Here is a 17037-nt window from a genome sequence, read left to right on the forward strand (position 1 = left end):
TATGGCTGGAACTGCTCAAGGCGTTCAAACGCAAGACGTTATTAAAATCTCCGCAACATCTGGTTTAACACCAGCACCACAAGCGAGAGCTCATAAAGTTGAAGTCGCAAAATTAATTGATGTTTCAACTTGTATAGGATGTAAAGCCTGTCAAGTGGGTTGTTCAGAGTGGAATGATATTCGCTCTGATATCAATGCACAATGTGTTGGGGTTTATGACAATCCAGTTGATCTTGATGCAAAAGCATGGACGGTGATGCGTTTTAACGAAGTTGAAGAAAACGATCGTTTAGAATGGCTGATTCGTAAAGATGGCTGTATGCACTGCACAGAACCTGGTTGTTTAAAGGCTTGTCCTGCACCCGGTGCAATCATTCAATATGCTAACGGTATTGTAGATTTCCAATCCGATAAATGTATTGGTTGTGGTTATTGTATTGCAGGCTGTCCATTCAATATTCCACGAATGAATCCTGAAGACAATCGTGTATACAAATGTACTCTTTGTGTGGATCGTGTTTCTGTGGGACAAGAGCCAGCTTGCGTGAAAACCTGTCCAACAGGTGCTATTCGTTTCGGCTCTAAAGAAGAAATGAAAATTTACGCAGAACAACGCGTGGCAGATTTAAAATCCCGTGGTTATGAAAACGCAGGACTTTACGATCCTCCAGGTGTAGGCGGTACACACGTAATGTATGTGTTGCATCACGCAGATAAACCTGAGCTTTACAATGGTCTTCCAAAAGATCCTCAAATTGATTTGAGTGTGACCTTATGGAAAGATGTATTGAAACCAGTCGCTGCAGTTGCAATGGGTGGTCTAGCTCTAGCAGAAGTTGCGCACTACTTAACCGTTGGCCCAAATGTAGAAGAAGATGTGGAAGATCATCATCACGAATTTGAAGAAAATAAACCATCCAAGGGGGAAAATAATGAGTAAAATTGAAATTAGCAACGATACTCGCGTTATCCGCCATAGAACCCCAGCACGTATCAGTCACTGGATGTTGGTTATTTGCTTTTTTATGACGATGTTCACTGGTGTTGCATTTTTCTTCCCTGACTTTGCTTGGCTCACAGAAATTTTGGGTACACCACAAATTGCACGCGCCATTCATCCATTTACAGGGATTTTAATGTTCTTCGCTTTCATCTACTTAGCGTTATTGTACTGGGATCACAATATTCCAGAAAAAAACGATATTCGCTGGGCAAAAGGTGTTATTGAAGTTCTTAAAGGGAATGAACACGCGGTTGCTGATAATGGCAAATATAACCTTGGTCAAAAAATGCTCTTTTGGACATTAAACTTGGCAATGGTAACGTTATTAGTCACTGGCATCATTATGTGGCGTCAATATTTTTCACATTACTTCTCAATCCCAGTATTGCGAATTGCTATTTTACTCCACTCTGCAAGTGCTTTTATGTTATTCACTGGTATCTTAGTGCATATATATATGGCATTTTGGGTTAAAGGATCAATTCGCGGTATTGTTGAAGGTTGGGTTACTGTTCGTTGGGCGAAAAAACATCACCCAAGATGGTATCGTGAAGAAGTTTTATCAAAACTTGAAGAAGATTTACTCAACGAGCAATCTGGCAAAAAAGTAGGTAAAACCAAAGTCTTATTTAAAGGATTTGGCAAATAAGCTCAAATCCTGAAAAAGAAAAAAGTGCGGTTAAAATTGACCGCACTTTTTATTATAAAAGTGAGAAGAATATGAGTATCAAAATCTTATCTGAATCAGAAATTAAACAAGTGGCAAATACATATCAAGCCCCAGCGATTTTATTTGCCAATCCTAAAAATCTTTACCTACGCAGAGCAAAACGTTTAAGAGACTTAGCACAAAATCATCCTCTATCTGATTATTTATTATTTGCCGCAGACATAGTTGAAAGCCAACTTTCCACGTTAGAAAAAAATCCTTTACCGCCACAACAGTTTGAACAGCTAAATGATATCAAGCCACTAAATGCAAAAACCTTTAAAAGAAACAGCATCTGGCGTGAATACTTAACTGAAATTCTTGATGAAATTAAACCAAAGGCTAATGAGCAAGTCGCTGCGACAATTGAATTTCTTGAAAAAGCATCCTCTGCCGACTTAGAAGAAATGGCAAATAAACTCTTAGCACAAGAATTTAATTTAGTTAGCAGTGATAAAGCCGTCTTTATTTGGGCTGCACTTTCTCTTTATTGGCTACAGCTCGCCCAGCAAATTCCCCATAATAGCCAAGTTGAGAACGCCGAAAATTTACATCACTGCCCTGTTTGTGGTTCTTTACCTGTGGCAAGTATGGTACAAATTGGTACATCACAAGGGTTACGCTACTTACATTGTAATTTATGTGAAAGTGAATGGAATTTAGTACGCGCACAATGCACCAATTGTAATAGCCACGACAAACTCGAAATGTGGTCGTTAGATGAAGAACTTGCACTTGTTCGTGCTGAAACCTGTGGTAGCTGTGAAAGTTACTTAAAAATGATGTTCCAGGAAAAAGATCCTTACGTAGAAGCTGTAGCCGATGATTTGGCCTCCATTTTCTTAGATATTGAAATGGAAGAAAAGGGTTTCGCACGCAGCGGATTAAATCCATTTGTTTTTCCTGCAGAAGAAGCATAAAAAAATATAGCCTAGGATAAACATTCTAGGCTATATCATTTGTATCTATAAATAACAGGCCATTACTACAGCATTTTCTCGTCCACCACTGGGTTTCGGATAATAATTTTTTCGAATATCGACTTCATTAAAACCAATTTTTTCATACAAGAAACGAGCAGGGTTAGACTCTCTGACTTCTAGCCATAAAGTCTGTACACCTCTTTCCTTTAATTGAAAGATTAATTCGCCTAACAATAATTTGCCAAATCCACAACCTTGATAATTAGGCAAAATCGCAATATTAAACAAATTCGCTTCATCTAATACGGTTTGGCAAATCGCAAAACCGATAATCTGATTATTCTCAATTAATTTTAAATTGAGATAACGCTCCCCTTGATTATTTTTTAACGTCCCCAGCGACCAAGGCACCAGATGTGCTTGCTGTTCGATTTCATACAATCGCTCGAAATCACAGGCTTCAATTTGAGAAATAATAGACATAATTAAGACTGCTGAATTTGTTGCCATAACGCTCGTTTGGCTTGATGATTAGATTGAAATTGCTGCCAACTTGGCGAGCGATAAACCTGCTCTGCCTGCACACAAAATGCTAAAGTGCGGTCAATTTGGTCGCTATTTTCTGATAGTAACCAATAACGAATAGGCTGCTTACATTCCATATGCTGGATTTGATCGTAATTCAAACATAAGCAATTTTCTTTTTTAAGATCAAGGCTTAACAGCACATCAGCCAACAAAGGCGAGCTACTGATATTCTCATCGGAAACAGTGATAAAGCGAATATTCTCTGCCACACTAATTCCTACGGAACCTTGCAGCACCTCGGGGCGATATAATGTCCACTGGGAAATCCCCATTTCTTGTAAAAGAAGATCGCGTCTGTTCATAAGTGAATTTTTAAAAACGTTGCTTGAAAAATAGTGTTAATTTCTTTTATTAATCTTTGCTAAAATGACGCATAATTTTAACTAATAACCCACAGGATTCAAAGCGTGATTTATCTAGAGAGCCAAGTTTTAGAACGCCATCTTTCATTTTTTGATGGTAAATCGGTATTATTTGCTGGCGGTATTTCTGATAATTTTCCTCAAACATTAGCCTCTAAATGCTCATCAATCCAAATTTGGAGTTGCTATTTTGACTATGCAAGAACACAAAGTGCGGTCAATTTTTCCGTTGAATTTCAAGGTCAAGCCGATTTAATCGTTTATTATTGGACTAAAAACAAACAAGAAGTCAATTTCCAACTGATTCAACTATTAGCTCAAGCATCTATTGGTCAAGAAATATTAATTATTGGTGAAAACCGTTGTGGCGTGCGTTCAGTAGAAAAAACATTAGCACCCTATGGAGAAATAGCAAAAATTGACTCTGCTCGTCGTTGCGGTTTATATCATTTTTCACTCCAAAATAAACCGCACTTTGAACTTAAAAATTTCTGGAAAACCTACCAACATCCTACGATACAAGACTTAACTATATATAGTTTACCTGGTGTATTTAGTGCAGCGGAATTAGATACGGGCACAGAACTGTTACTTTCAACCATTGATAATAAAATAAAAGGAAAAGTACTCGATCTTGGCTGTGGGGCGGGAGTAATTGGCTCTGTGATAAAAAAAAGCTCTACTAACGCACAAATTACCATGACTGATATTCATGCGATGGCGTTAGAATCAGCGCATAAAACACTTTCTGAAAATCAATTACAAGGCGAGGTTTACGCCAGTGATGTCTTTTCTGATATAGAAGGAAAATTTGATTTGATCATTTCAAATCCACCATTCCATGATGGTATTGATACTGCCTACCGAGCAGTGACAGAACTCATCACTCAAGCAAAATGGCACCTCAATCAAGGTGGAGAATTACGCATTGTCGCCAATGCATTTTTGCCTTATCCCGAATTACTTAGACAACATTTCGGTGATTACGAAATTCTTGCTCAAACAGGAAAATTTAAAGTGTATTCAGTGAAAAATTAGAAACAAAAAAATCCCCATCGCAATAATGGGGATTTTTCTATTTATTACTTATGGATTTCACCGCACTTTATTCATCCATATATCCTAAACTACGCAATGCACGTTCATCATCTGCCCAACCTGACTTCACTTTCACCCAAAGTTCGAGGTGAACTTTGTTATCAAATAAACGTTCCATATCAGCACGCGCTTCCATACCAATAGTTTTAATTTTTTGACCGCCCGCACCAATTACCATTTTTTTCTGACCTTCACGTTCAACGAGAATTAAGCCATTGATTTCATAAGTGCCACGTTCATTCACTTTAAATTGTTCAATTTCAACAGTAACAGAGTAAGGCAATTCTTCACCGGTAAAACGCATTAATTTTTCACGGATTATTTCCGATGCCATAAAACGTTGCGAACGGTCTGTGACATAATCTTCTGGAAAATGATGCACACCTTCGCGTAAAGATTGGCGTACAATTTTCTCTAATTCATGAATATTATTACCACGCTGTGCAGAAATTGGCACAATGTGAGCAAAGTTAAATTTACCGCTAAGATCTGTAATAAACGGTAACAAATCATCTTTATTTTTGATGTTATCTACTTTGTTGATAGCAAGCACAACGGGTGCTTTTGCATTACGTAGTTTGTTTAGCACCATCTCATCATCTGCATTCCAATGTGTACCATCTACGACAAAAATAATTAAATCAACATCGCCGATAGCACTACTTGCTGCACGGTTCATTAAACGGTTAATCGCACGCTTCTCTTCAATATGAAGTCCTGGAGTATCCACATAGATTTCTTGATACGCACCTTCAGTTTTAATCCCAACAATGCGGTGACGGGTGGTTTGTGCTTTACGTGATGTAATTGAAATTTTTTGTCCTAAAATTTTATTTAAGAGCGTTGATTTACCCACATTTGGGCGACCTACGATAGCAATAAAGCCGCAATAGGTTTTGTCGAATTGTTCGGTCATTTGATGTCCAGTTCTTTTAAAATTTGTTCTGCTGCCGCTTGTTCAGCTTTACGACGGCTAGATCCTTTTGCCACAAAAGTGCGGTCAATTTTCTCCGCACTTTTCACTTTGCATTCAACAGTGAAAATTTGGCAATGGGCTTCCCCTTGAATATTTACCACTTCATAAGTTGGCAATGGCAAATGTTTGCCTTGTAAATATTCTTGTAAACGCGTTTTCGCATCTTTTTGATTATCGCCTGGTTTAATTTCTGCCAATAACTGTTGATACCAATTTCGTATCACTTGGGTCGTCACAGCCAATCCTTGATCCAAAGACATTGCGCCAATAATCGCTTCTACACAATCGGCAAGAATAGATTCACGGCGAAAACCACCGTTCTTTAGCTCGCCAGAACCAAGCGACATATAATCGCCTAATTCAAATTGGCGCGCTAAAATCGCTAAAGTGGGTTCGCGTACCAAAGTAGCACGCATACGGCTCAGTTCTCCTTCATTACAACGTGGAAACTGATGATAAAGTGCTTCAGCGATAGTGAAATTAAGAATGGAATCGCCTAGGAATTCTAGGCGTTCATTATGTTGAGTTGCCGCACTTCGATGCGTAAGTGCCAGCTTTAAGAGCGCAATATCATTAAAACGATAGCCGATTTTACGCTCAAGTCGATCTAAATGATTCATCTTATTTTATTGCTGTAAAGAAACGATCAAAACGGAAACCTGTTGGCCATTCATTCGCTTCTTTTTCTAAGCTCATCCAAATATAAGTGGCTTTCCCCACAATATTTTTTTCAGGCACAAAGCCCCAGAAACGACTATCATCGCTGTGATCGCGATGATCCCCCATCACAAAATACTGCCCCTCTGGCACAAGCCATTCTGCAGTTTGCATTCCCTCTTGTGGGAAAAATTCAGGGCCTGAATAACGACGATATTCACTAATTAGCACGTTATGTGTTACATCGCCTTTTTCAGTCAATTCTAATTCATTAGGAAAAGCAGGATTTGTTGGATTTTGTGAATATTCAAACGCCTTGGTCTCGCAATCAATTTCACAAGGTTTACCTTCTTTACCATATACAATTTTTAATGTTTTTTGTTCCACATCAAAAATTATGCGGTCTCCGCCCTTTCCAACAATACGTTTAATATAATCAACACCAGACATATTATCTTTTGAACTTAACGCTAAATTTTCTGCAAAAGCCGCTCGTGTTGCACCAAGACCAGTACGAATTAACGCTTGTTGTGGTGCTTTAAACACAATCACATCGCCACGTTGTGGTTTTTCGCCTGCAATAATGGTGTTTTGGAAAATCGGATCTTTCACACCATAAGCATATTTATTCACAACTAAAAAATCGCCAACACGTAAGGTGGATTCCATTGAGCCAGAGGGAATTTGAAACGGTTCAAACAAAAAAGAACGAACCAAAAATACCACTGCAAGCACAGGAAAGAGTGAAGATAAAAATTCTGAAGCCTCAGAAATCGGCTCAATTTTGGCTTTATCTTCCTCACTTAAGGTTTTACCAGAACGTTGTTCTGCACGTGCGACTTGACGATGACGTTTTGGCAGCACCACAAAACGATGATAACACCATAATACGCCAGAAAGTGCGGTCAAAATTAGTAACAAAATACTAAAAGTATTTGGCAGCTGAAAATAATCTAATACTTTCCACACACCAAAACCCACAGCCAATAAAATCACAAAAAATAAATTTGACATAATTTTCCTTATTTATCTTTTCCTACGTGTAAAATTGCTAAAAACGCCTCTTGCGGCACTTCTACGTTACCTAAAGACTTCATACGTTTTTTCCCTTCTTTCTGCTTCTGTAAGAGTTTTTTCTTACGGCTCACGTCACCACCATAACATTTTGCTAATACGTTTTTACGTAATTGTTTTACGGTTGAACGCACAATAATGTGGTTACCAATCGCTGCTTGAATCGCGATATCAAATTGCTGACGAGGAATTAATTCACGCATTTTTTCAACCAATTCACGACCACGATATTGTGCATTATCTTTATGAACGATTAAAGCCAACGCATCCACTCGCTCGCTGTTAATCATAATATCCACGCGAACCATATCTGCCGCTTGGAAACGTTTAAAACCGTAATCTAACGAAGCATAACCACGCGATGTTGATTTTAAACGGTCAAAGAAGTCTAAAACCACTTCGCCCATTGGAATTTCATAAGTCAGTGCGATCTGATTACCGTGATATACCATATTGGTTTGCACGCCACGTTTTTCAACGCAAAGGGTAATAACGTTACCTAAATATTCTTGCGGCACCAGCATATTACATTCTGCGATTGGCTCGCGAATTTCAGCAATATTATTAAGTGGAGGCAATTTTGCAGGACTATCCACATAAACAACCTCGCCATTCGTTAATTGCACTTCGTAAATTACCGTTGGCGCAGTTGTGATAAGATCTAAATCATACTCACGCTCTAGACGCTCTTGAATGATTTCCATATGTAGAAGTCCAAGGAAACCACAACGGAAACCAAAACCAAGTGCGGTCGAAGTTTCTGGTTCATAGAAAAGTGATGCATCGTTTAAACTTAATTTGCCAAGCGCATCACGAAACGCTTCATAATCATCAGAACTTACAGGAAAAAGCCCAGCATAAACCTGTGGTTTTACTTTTTTAAAGCCCGGCAACACTTCAGTTGCAGAATTATGTTGATGGGTTAAGGTATCGCCCACTGGCGCACCTAGAATATCTTTAATTGCACAGACAACCCAACCTACTTCGCCAGTATTTAATACTGTCGTATCCACTTGTTTTGGCGTGAAAATCCCTAAACGATCTACATTGTAAGCTTGTCCTGTGGACATCACTTTAATTTTATCGCCTTTACGTAATACCCCGTTTTTAATACGCACTAAAGATACCACGCCCAAATAGTTATCGAACCAAGAATCAATAATCAATGCTTGTAATGGCGCATTAGGATCGCCTTCTGGTGCAGGAATTTTTGCCACGATTTCTTCTAATACATCTTCGATACCGACACCTGTTTTAGCAGAGCATCGAACCGCTTCCATCGCATCAATTCCAACAATATCTTCAATTTCTTCCGCTACGCGTTCAGGATCTGCAGCAGGCAAGTCGATTTTATTTAAAATCGGTACTACTTCTAAATCCATTTCGATTGCAGTATAACAGTTTGCCAGAGTTTGGGCTTCGACTCCTTGTCCTGCATCCACAACTAACAATGCCCCTTCACAAGCAGCAAGAGAGCGAGACACTTCATAAGAAAAGTCCACGTGTCCTGGGGTATCGATAAAGTTTAATTGATAAGTTTCGCCATCTTTGGCTTTATAATTTAAGGTAACACTTTGTGCTTTGATGGTAATTCCACGCTCACGCTCAAGATCCATTGAATCTAGCACTTGCGCTTCCATTTCACGATCCGAAAGGCCACCACAAGTTTGAATCAAACGGTCAGAAAGGGTCGATTTACCGTGGTCAATATGGGCAATAATAGAAAAGTTACGAATATTCTTCATAAAAGATAGTTTTTCTCAAAAATCATTAAATTTAACTGGCGGATTCTACCTGAAAAGCATGTAAATCGCTATAGATGAAAAGGAAAAGTGCGGTCAAATTTTCAAACTTTTTAGATAAAACAAAACCCCGAATGACTTCGGGGTTTCTTTTTTCATTCAAAATGAAATTATAAGCTTTCAGTAAAAGTACGAGTGATAACGTCGCGTTGTTGTTCTGGCGTTAAAGAGTTGAAACGTACTGCGTAACCAGAAACACGGATAGTTAATTGTGGATATTTATCTGGATTGTTTACCGCATCTTCTAACGTTTCACGACGTAATACGTTCACGTTTAAATGTTGGCCACCTTCAACTTTAACAGTTGGTGCGACGTTTACTGGTAATTCACGATATTCGATTTGACCTAATTCGCTCACTGCAACAACTTGGTCTTCAGCAAATTCGCCTTTTGCACATAAGCAACGCGCTTCATTTTTTTCGCTGTCTAATAACCAGAATGAATTAAGCAAATTGTCATTTGCCGCTTGAGTAATTTGAATACCTTTAATCATAATAGCCTCCTAATTGGCACGAAAATAATAAAACTGTACAAATTTTATCAAATCATTTTAATATTTCAAATTATTTTAGATTTATTTGATAAAGAGCAGGTTATTTTTTTAATTAATTTTTATAAATTTGATCTAAATTAAAATTTATTAATTTTTAAATAAAATTTATATCAATAATTTAACATTAATTTAACTTTTTATTGAATGAGTGTTTTTGTTTATAATGAATAAAAACTTATTAATAGGATAGAATAATGAAAAACTGGACAGACGTTATCGGAAAAGAAAAAGAACAACCTTACTTTCAACACGCTCTACAACAAGTTCATCTTGCAAGAGCAAACGGGAAAACAATTTATCCACCACAAGAAGAGGTATTTAATGCATTCAAATATACCGCTTTTGAAGATGTAAAAGTGGTGATTTTAGGTCAGGATCCTTATCATGGACCAAACCAAGCTCATGGATTGGCTTTTTCAGTAAAACCTGAAGTAGCAATTCCCCCTTCCCTATTAAATATGTATAAAGAACTCACACAAGATATTTCGGGATTCCAAATGCCATCAAATGGTTATTTAGTCAAATGGGCAGAACAAGGGGTATTGCTACTTAACACAGTGCTTACCGTGGAACGAGGTATGGCACATTCACACGCCAATTTAGGTTGGGAAAGGTTTACAGATAAAGTTATTGCAGTGCTTAATGAACATCGTGAAAAACTGGTGTTTTTACTTTGGGGCAGTCACGCACAAAAAAAAGGACAAATTATTGACCGCACTCGTCACCTTGTTTTAACGGCTCCGCACCCTTCCCCACTTTCAGCCCATCGAGGTTTCTTTGGCTGTCATCATTTTTCCAAAACAAATTCATATTTGAAAAGCAATGGAATGAAACCAATTGATTGGCAAATCTAAACCATATATCTCTAAAAAATAACCGCACTTTAATCTCTCAAAGTGCGGTTGAATATTTCAGCATTTTAATTAGCCGTGATAACGCCCTACGCCTAATTCATCTTCTTTACGCGTGCGATTCATCACTTCTTGTGGCGATTGTGCAATACGTAATCCCATTTCATCTTCAGTACGCACCACTTCGCCGCGTAGAGAATTGGTATAAACATCAGTAATTTTTACATCCACAAACTTACCGATCATTTCTGGAGAACCTTGGAAATTAACAATACGATTTGTTTCAGTGCGTCCTGTTAATTCCATAATATCCTTCTTCGATGGCCCTTCAACTAACACGCGCTGCTCTGTGCCAAGCATACGACGACTAAATTGTGCGGCTTGTTGATTAATACGCTCTTGTAGCACATAAAGACGCTGTTTCTTTTCATCTTCCGTCACATCATCTGGCATATCTGCAGCAGGCGTACCTGGTCGGGCAGAATACACAAAACTGAAGCTCATATCAAAGTTCACTTGTGCAATCAAATTCATAGTTTGCTCAAAATCTTCCGCAGTTTCCCCTGGGAAACCAACAATAAAGTCAGAGCTGATTTGAATATCTGGACGCACAGCACGAAGTTTACGAATAATAGATTTATATTCTAATGCGGTATGACCACGTTTCATCATCGTTAATACACGGTCAGATCCTGCTTGCACTGGAAGATGCAAGAAACTCACTAATTCAGGCGTGTCACGATACACATCAATGATATCATTTGTAAATTCTATTGGATGACTGGTTGTGAAACGTAAACGGTCAATACCATCAATTGATGCAACAAGACGAAGCAGTTCAGCAAAGCTACAAATTTGACCATCGTGCGTTGGGCCACGATAAGCATTCACGTTTTGACCAAGCAAATTAACCTCTCGCACACCTTGATCCGCAAGTTGTGCGATTTCAAATAACACATCATCTACAGGACGACTAACTTCTTCCCCTCGAGTATAAGGCACAACACAGAAAGTACAGTATTTATTACAACCCTCCATAATGGAAACAAATGCCGTTGGGCCTTCTGCGCGAGGTTCAGGTAAGCGGTCAAATTTCTCAATTTCAGGGAAACTCACATCAACCACAGAACTTTTACCACCACGAATTTGATTAATCATTTCAGGCAGACGATGTAAAGTTTGTGGGCCAAAAATAATATCCACATAAGGCGCACGATGGCGAATATGTTCCCCTTCTTGAGAAGCCACACAGCCGCCCACGCCAATCACTAAATTTGGATTATTTTTCTTTAATTCTTTCCAACGTCCAAGTTGATGAAACACTTTTTCTTGTGCTTTTTCACGAATAGAACAGGTATTCAATAATAATACGTCTGCTTCTTCAGGTGCTTCCGTGAGTTCTAATCCGTGGGTGCTTAATAAAAGATCGGCCATTTTAGATGAATCGTATTCGTTCATCTGGCAGCCCCAAGTTTTAATATGTAATTTTTGAGTCATTTTCTACAATATCGTTAGGTGTTATAAATAATTAGTTAAATAAAGCAATGGGCTATTCTACAGGCTTGCGCTAATTCTGGCTAGTGAATATTCGGTGAAAGACACTAAACAGAATATTTTGATAAGCTAGAAAGGCTTGTAAATCATTAAAAAAATAAGATATTCATAAATATACTCAAGATATAATGCAGTATGAGGTAAATATTAGTTCATAAAATTAAAGGAAATACTAGCTTATCGCGATTACAACGATGTGTATATTCAAGGTAAACCAAAAGGATTAAGCCCTGTAGATTACAGGACTTAATCCTTAAATTAAATAGAGCTCACTTTTTAGTGAAAACGCAAGCATATATTTATAATCAACTACTTTGTCTACTACACCGTCAAAATAGCAGTTAAATTTAAAAAAGATTAGCTTATAACCAGCCTAAACTCATTAATAATTTCCACCATGCCATACCGATAGTTAGATGGATAATTAAACTACCAAAAGCAATGATCGCGCCAGTAATCCACCAAGATTTTATATCATTATAACCAGCACCGAATGCAATTGGACCTGGTCCGCCTCCGTAGTGAGTTACTGAACCACCATAAGAATTAGCAAAGACTAAGCCTAGAGCAAGCAATTCAGTAGGAGCGCCTGTTACATGTCCGACTGTTGCAAATACGGGTACCATTGCAGCTACATATGCACCGCCTGATGCGAATAAATAACGTACAGAGACACTTAAGGTAAGAATCACTATTAACGCCATCATACCATGCCCCTCAAACTGAAGTATGGTACTTAAGGTGTTTGCTAACCATTTGAAAAAGCCAGATTTTTCAAGCAAGCCAGACATACCGATGATACCACCATACCATACTAGGGTATTCCATGCGCCTTTGCTTTTTAAGATATCGTCCCAGGTGACGATACTTAATACAATACAAAGCACCATTACAATGATTGCAACAATGGTAGCATTGATATGAAGTGAATTAGAGAAAATCCAGCCGAATAATGCAATTACGAATAACACGCTGAGTGCTTTTTCACGAAAAGACATTGGACCTAATTCTTCTAAGCCTTTTTTCGCAATGGCTTTATTATCCACTTTTTTCAATTCTGGTGGAGATACCCAATAACAAATTAACGGAATTAAGAATAAGCAGAGTAAGCCGGGTACGGATGCAGCTAAGAACCATTTGATCCAAGTGGTTTCAAAACCAAGAATTGGTGCCATTAATGAAAGAGCTAAGGCATTAGGAGCCATTGCGGTTAAGAAAATATAAGAGGTAGTTTTAACCACCATATATACGTTCATCATCAAATAACGCCCTGCTTTTTTCGGGCTTTTTTCTGGATCTGAACCAAGAGCAACCACTACGCTATTAATGATTGGAAAGATAATCCCACCTGAACGCGCGGTGTTAGAGGGCGTTGCTGGCGAGAGTAAAAGATCTAAGAACATGGTAACATAGCCTAAGCGTAGGGTTGTGCTACCCATTGCACCGATCATATGATAGGCGATACGTTTACCTAGACCTGTGATTACAAATGCTGAACTCAAAGTGAATGCGGTAAAAATAAGCCATGTTGTGCCAGATTTATAACCATCCAACATATTGCCGACTTTAACCAATTCTTTCGCCCCTTCAGTATTACCGATGATAACGCCAGAAACTGCAATTGCAGCCAATAAGATAACGGGCTCGCCATAAGGTTTAAGCACAAGCCCAACGATAGTGGCGATATAAACACCAAGTAATCGCCAAGCAATCAAAGAAAGCCCATCAGGAGCAGGTAGTAAGAAAGTGATCAATGGGATAGCCATTAAAATCACCAGTTTTGTATTTTTGGATAATGCCATATTAATTACCTCTAAATGATAAAAAGAAAATTGTTAGTGCTAATAAATCAGCACTACCGCCCGAACTTAAATTACGTTCAATGCAGGCGGTATCAAATTTCATTAATGCTTGTGTCAGTGCTGTTTTATCTGTCACAAGGTGTTGATCTGTAAGCAGATCCTGTGCTGTTTGCTGTATGAAATGCAATCCCGCTAAACCACCTCGATGAACCACGTTAGTGTCGGAGTTAATTGCCATTAAATTCAATAACAAAATCAGTAAACGATGTTCCCATTCTAACTGATGGTACTCATCAAATTGTGGCAACAACGTTTGAATGAGATTAAAACCATTTTCTGCTTCGCCACGGACACCTGTTAAGCCATATTTTTGGAATAAACGCACTCCAGCCGTACTAGGCAAGTGTTCAGGATAATTTTTCAGTTCATCCGTTAAACCTTGAGTAAATTGTGCAACAAGTGAGCAGATTAATTTAACATCAAAATCTACCGCACTTTGAACCAAACTTTTTTGTGCCAATAATCGTCCAATTGCCGTACACACTAAACCAAAAGAAAAAATAGCACCTTTGTGGGTGTTTACGCCATCAGTAACTTTAAACATTGCTTTTTCTGCTAATAAACCTAAAGGACGAATTTCAGCGAGAATTTGATTTTCAGACAAATGCGCGGTCATCATGCCTTTGAGAACAAACTGCGTAAAAAAAGGTTTTAAACTAATCGCACTTTGCTCAAAAGTATGTAGGTTCATATCTTTGTGCGAACCGTTATTGATGGCATCCACTAAACCAGGTTTTGGCGATAAGCGAGCCTCTTGTATTAATGCCAGATAAACTTGTTCACCAATATGTTCTGCGAAATCATGATTCTGTGCGAGAGATTGAATTTTATCTACAATCTCATCAATCTCGTGCTTGCGGGTTCTCGCACAGATTTTTGCATTTTCTCCGCACACTAAACAAGTTCTTGGAGAAAGATCAAAATCTGTACGACTCAGTAGATTGCCTTTAGCATTAAACACATCTAAATCCCACAAACGAGCAAGAGGAATACTTTCTTCCAATTCAATCATCAGCACTTTTAGCGTACGAGCATCTATCGGTAATACAAAATAGGCTTCATGCCCCGTTTCTAACGGACGGACTATTTCTTTTACTGCTGTGATGTTTAACTGAGTAAAAAGTGCGGTCAGATTTTCTAGAGCTTTTGTAAAAACATAATCCAACAAAGCATTTTTTTTTACTCCACCCACAGCAGTTAAAGTGATGCAAAGTAAGGTTTGTCCATATTGTGTTATAAGCTGTTGTTGTAAAATTGCACGTTCCTCTCGAGCATTAAGCAATGCTTCAAGTGAAATTTTTGAACCCTCTGTAGAGAATGTCGTAAAAAAATGCTGCAAAATTTGACCGCTCTTTTGTATAAAAATAAATTTTCTTAACTCTTTCCATTTATATGGTGCTGGCGAAAGCTGAAAGAGCTAATTGAGTCCCTTTCAACTCTTTGGGCTCCTTTCCTGATAATCATGGGAAGACAAGAGTTAATTTTGGCTATTGAAAGTAGATCGCTTGTAATGCTGATTCTAGTCTTTAACTTGATACACCGTATCAATCACCGAACCATCACGATAACGAACAACAGCCACAGGTTTATTAGTAAACTCAATTTCTTTTGGTTTACCAGTAATGCTGTAAGCACGTTCACAAAGTTGTTCAATAGTAAACAATGGAATGTCTGTTTTGCTTAAAGCTTCAATCAAATCTGGACGTTTAGGATTTACTGCTACACCATGATCGGTAACGAGAATATCGACGTTTTCACCAGGTGTTACACAGGTAATCACGTTTTCCACCACGGTTGGAATACGACCACGAACTAATGGTGCCACAATGATTGCTACTTGTGCAGAAGCTGCGGTATCACAATGACCACCAGATGCACCGCGAATCACACCGTCAGAGCCAGTCAATACATTCACGTTAAATTTAGTGTCGATTTCTAAAGCAGAAAGAATCACCATATCTAAACGTTCAACAGATGCGCCTTTGGAACTGTAATTCGCATATTGGTTAGCGGAGACTTCAATATGATTTGGGTTACGGGCAAGTGATTCAGCTGCAACAGAATCAAAGCTTTGTACATCTAATAATTTTTTAATAAGACCAGTCTCATGTAATGCCACCATACTTGCAGTAATTCCGCCAAGTGCGAAATCTGCAGTGATATTTTCACGACGCATTTTTTCTTCTAGAAAGCGTGTAACAGCTAATGCTGCCCCCCCAGAACCAGTTTGTAATGAGAAGCCATCTTTAAAATAACCACTGGCAAAAATTACTTCTGCACATTTACGCGCAATGAGTAATTCGCGTGGATTGGTAGTCATTCGGGTTGCACCACCACCAATTTTTTTCGGGTCACCGACTGCTTCAACTTGCACGATTAAATCTACTTGATCTTGAGCTATGCTGATTGGGTAGTGCGGGTATTCAACAAATTCCTCTGTGAGCAACACAACTTTGTCAGCATATTCAGCATCGACACGCGCATAGCCTAGAGAGCCGCATTTACTTTTTCCAGTAAATCCATTGGCATTACCGAATGTGTCACAGCAAGGCACGCCTAAAAAAGCAACGTCAATTTTTAATTCGCCAGATTTTACTAAGTGAACACGTCCACCATGAGAATGAATATTTACAGGTTCATTCAATAAACCACGAGAGATTTGCTCTGCAAGTTCACCGCGTAAACCAGAAGAATAGATTTTGGTGACCACGCCATTTTTGATATATTCGACAATCGGGAAGTGGCTATCAATTAAAGATGAAGATGCAAGGGTCAGATTTTTGAAACCCATTTCGGCAATTTTATTCATCACCATATTCACCACAAAATCTCCGCCCCGAAAAGCATGATGAAATGAAACAGTCATACCATCTTTTAAGCCAGAGCGTTTAATCGCTTCTTCTAGAGAGGTACAAAGTTTGCGATCTTTCGCTGTACGAGAAAGGGATTCAGATTTAGGCACCGCTTGATAGACTGAGCGATCAGCGTGATATTTTTCAATACGTTGTTCTCTTGTTGTCATCT

The 17037-nt window shown here is 38.5% G+C and carries 16 protein-coding genes; 5 read left to right on the forward strand and 11 right to left on the reverse strand.

From position 1 onward, the window contains the following. Position 1 precedes the first annotated feature (1 nt). From fdxH to fdhE, 3 genes are all read left to right on the forward strand, one after another. Entirely contained in the window at positions 2-940 is a 939-nt protein-coding gene (fdxH, locus tag HMPREF2813_RS06895; protein ID WP_005687445.1) for a formate dehydrogenase subunit beta, read from the forward strand. After that, positions 933-1652, forward strand: coding sequence for a formate dehydrogenase subunit gamma (locus HMPREF2813_RS06900; RefSeq protein ID WP_005630324.1), 720 nt, complete (start codon positions 933-935; stop codon positions 1650-1652). The genes fdxH and HMPREF2813_RS06900 overlap by 8 nt, the downstream gene beginning before the upstream one ends. Positions 1653-1723: 71 nt before the next feature. After that, a complete protein-coding gene (fdhE, locus tag HMPREF2813_RS06905; protein ID WP_014550635.1) occupies positions 1724-2632 on the forward strand; it encodes a formate dehydrogenase accessory protein FdhE in 909 nt (302 codons plus the stop codon). Between the two features lie 45 nt (positions 2633-2677). Here fdhE and rimI read toward each other — a convergent pair whose 3' ends face one another. Beyond that, positions 2678-3118, reverse strand: coding sequence for a ribosomal protein S18-alanine N-acetyltransferase (gene rimI, locus HMPREF2813_RS06910; protein WP_014550634.1), 441 nt, complete (start codon positions 3116-3118; stop codon positions 2678-2680). 2 nt (positions 3119-3120) lie between these two features. Further along, positions 3121-3525, reverse strand: coding sequence for a DNA polymerase III subunit psi (holD, locus tag HMPREF2813_RS06915; RefSeq protein WP_014550633.1), 405 nt, complete (start codon positions 3523-3525; stop codon positions 3121-3123). 105 nt (positions 3526-3630) lie between these two features. On the opposite strand from holD, the gene rsmC reads away from it, so the two are divergent. Next, positions 3631-4623: a 16S rRNA (guanine(1207)-N(2))-methyltransferase RsmC gene (gene rsmC, locus HMPREF2813_RS06920; RefSeq protein ID WP_014550632.1), complete on the forward strand. Its 993-nt coding sequence runs from the start codon at positions 3631-3633 to the stop codon at positions 4621-4623. 67 nt (positions 4624-4690) lie between these two features. On the opposite strand, the gene era is transcribed toward rsmC, so the two are convergent. The 5 genes from era to grcA all read right to left on the reverse strand — a co-directional run bounded on the left by era (position 4691) and on the right by grcA (position 9686). Further along, positions 4691-5599 (reverse strand): GTPase Era, encoded by a 909-nt coding sequence (era, locus tag HMPREF2813_RS06925; RefSeq protein WP_014550631.1) that lies wholly within the window; start codon positions 5597-5599, stop codon positions 4691-4693. Beyond that, the gene (gene rnc, locus HMPREF2813_RS06930; protein WP_014550630.1) at positions 5596-6279 is read right to left on the reverse strand and encodes a ribonuclease III; all 684 of its coding nucleotides are present in this window, start codon (positions 6277-6279) and stop codon (positions 5596-5598) included. Before rnc ends, era begins: the two co-directional genes overlap by 4 nt. A gap of 1 nt (position 6280) precedes the next feature. After that, positions 6281-7330, reverse strand: a complete 1050-nt coding sequence (gene lepB / locus HMPREF2813_RS06935) for a signal peptidase I (RefSeq protein ID WP_014550629.1) — start codon at positions 7328-7330, stop codon at positions 6281-6283. Positions 7331-7338: 8 nt separating this feature from the next. Continuing rightward, the gene (gene lepA / locus HMPREF2813_RS06940) at positions 7339-9135 is read right to left on the reverse strand and encodes a translation elongation factor 4 (protein ID WP_014550628.1); all 1797 of its coding nucleotides are present in this window, start codon (positions 9133-9135) and stop codon (positions 7339-7341) included. Positions 9136-9302: 167 nt separating this feature from the next. Further along, positions 9303-9686, reverse strand: a complete 384-nt coding sequence (gene grcA, locus HMPREF2813_RS06945; protein WP_005628746.1) for an autonomous glycyl radical cofactor GrcA — start codon at positions 9684-9686, stop codon at positions 9303-9305. Positions 9687-9940: 254 nt separating this feature from the next. Here grcA and ung point away from each other — a divergent pair, with 254 nt between their 5' ends. Continuing rightward, a complete protein-coding gene (gene ung / locus HMPREF2813_RS06950; RefSeq protein ID WP_014550627.1) occupies positions 9941-10600 on the forward strand; it encodes a uracil-DNA glycosylase in 660 nt (219 codons plus the stop codon). Between the two features lie 69 nt (positions 10601-10669). Here ung and miaB read toward each other — a convergent pair whose 3' ends face one another. From miaB to citF, 4 genes are all read right to left on the reverse strand, one after another. Further along, complete coding sequence (miaB, locus tag HMPREF2813_RS06955) at positions 10670-12094, reverse strand: tRNA (N6-isopentenyl adenosine(37)-C2)-methylthiotransferase MiaB (RefSeq protein ID WP_014550626.1); 1425 nt, start codon at positions 12092-12094, stop codon at positions 10670-10672. 419 nt (positions 12095-12513) lie between these two features. Further along, positions 12514-13953 carry an anion permease gene (locus HMPREF2813_RS06960; protein WP_005652640.1) on the reverse strand — a complete coding sequence of 480 codons (1440 nt, stop codon included), beginning with the start codon at positions 13951-13953 and terminating at the stop codon, positions 12514-12516. A gap of 1 nt (position 13954) precedes the next feature. Beyond that, entirely contained in the window at positions 13955-15352 is a 1398-nt protein-coding gene (citG, locus tag HMPREF2813_RS06965; RefSeq protein ID WP_005663296.1) for a triphosphoribosyl-dephospho-CoA synthase CitG, read from the reverse strand. Between the two features lie 180 nt (positions 15353-15532). Beyond that, positions 15533-17035, reverse strand: a complete 1503-nt coding sequence (gene citF, locus HMPREF2813_RS06970) for a citrate lyase subunit alpha (RefSeq protein WP_014550625.1) — start codon at positions 17033-17035, stop codon at positions 15533-15535. Positions 17036-17037: the final 2 nt, after the last annotated feature.

This window comes from Haemophilus sp. HMSC066A11 (assembly GCF_001811665.1).
GTDB classification, from domain to species: domain Bacteria; phylum Pseudomonadota; class Gammaproteobacteria; order Enterobacterales; family Pasteurellaceae; genus Haemophilus; species Haemophilus influenzae.

What these genes read in the sequence shown, in the direction of transcription:
- fdxH (WP_005687445.1), top strand. Translation starts at nt 2, where the DNA reads ATGGCTGGAACTGCTCAAGGCGTTCAAACGCAAGACGTTATTAAAATC.
- HMPREF2813_RS06900 (WP_005630324.1), top strand. Translation starts at nt 933, where the DNA reads ATGAGTAAAATTGAAATTAGCAACGATACTCGCGTTATCCGCCATAGA.
- fdhE (WP_014550635.1), top strand. Translation starts at nt 1,724, where the DNA reads ATGAGTATCAAAATCTTATCTGAATCAGAAATTAAACAAGTGGCAAAT.
- rimI (WP_014550634.1), bottom strand. Translation starts at nt 3,118, where the DNA reads ATGTCTATTATTTCTCAAATTGAAGCCTGTGATTTCGAGCGATTGTAT.
- holD (WP_014550633.1), bottom strand. Translation starts at nt 3,525, where the DNA reads ATGAACAGACGCGATCTTCTTTTACAAGAAATGGGGATTTCCCAGTGG.
- era (WP_014550631.1), bottom strand. Translation starts at nt 5,599, where the DNA reads ATGACCGAACAATTCGACAAAACCTATTGCGGCTTTATTGCTATCGTA.
- rnc (WP_014550630.1), bottom strand. Translation starts at nt 6,279, where the DNA reads ATGAATCATTTAGATCGACTTGAGCGTAAAATCGGCTATCGTTTTAAT.
- lepB (WP_014550629.1), bottom strand. Translation starts at nt 7,330, where the DNA reads ATGTCAAATTTATTTTTTGTGATTTTATTGGCTGTGGGTTTTGGTGTG.
- lepA (WP_014550628.1), bottom strand. Translation starts at nt 9,135, where the DNA reads ATGAAGAATATTCGTAACTTTTCTATTATTGCCCATATTGACCACGGT.
- grcA (WP_005628746.1), bottom strand. Translation starts at nt 9,686, where the DNA reads ATGATTAAAGGTATTCAAATTACTCAAGCGGCAAATGACAATTTGCTT.
- ung (WP_014550627.1), top strand. Translation starts at nt 9,941, where the DNA reads ATGAAAAACTGGACAGACGTTATCGGAAAAGAAAAAGAACAACCTTAC.
- miaB (WP_014550626.1), bottom strand. Translation starts at nt 12,094, where the DNA reads ATGACTCAAAAATTACATATTAAAACTTGGGGCTGCCAGATGAACGAA.
- HMPREF2813_RS06960 (WP_005652640.1), bottom strand. Translation starts at nt 13,953, where the DNA reads ATGGCATTATCCAAAAATACAAAACTGGTGATTTTAATGGCTATCCCA.
- citF (WP_014550625.1), bottom strand. Translation starts at nt 17,035, where the DNA reads ATGACAACAAGAGAACAACGTATTGAAAAATATCACGCTGATCGCTCA.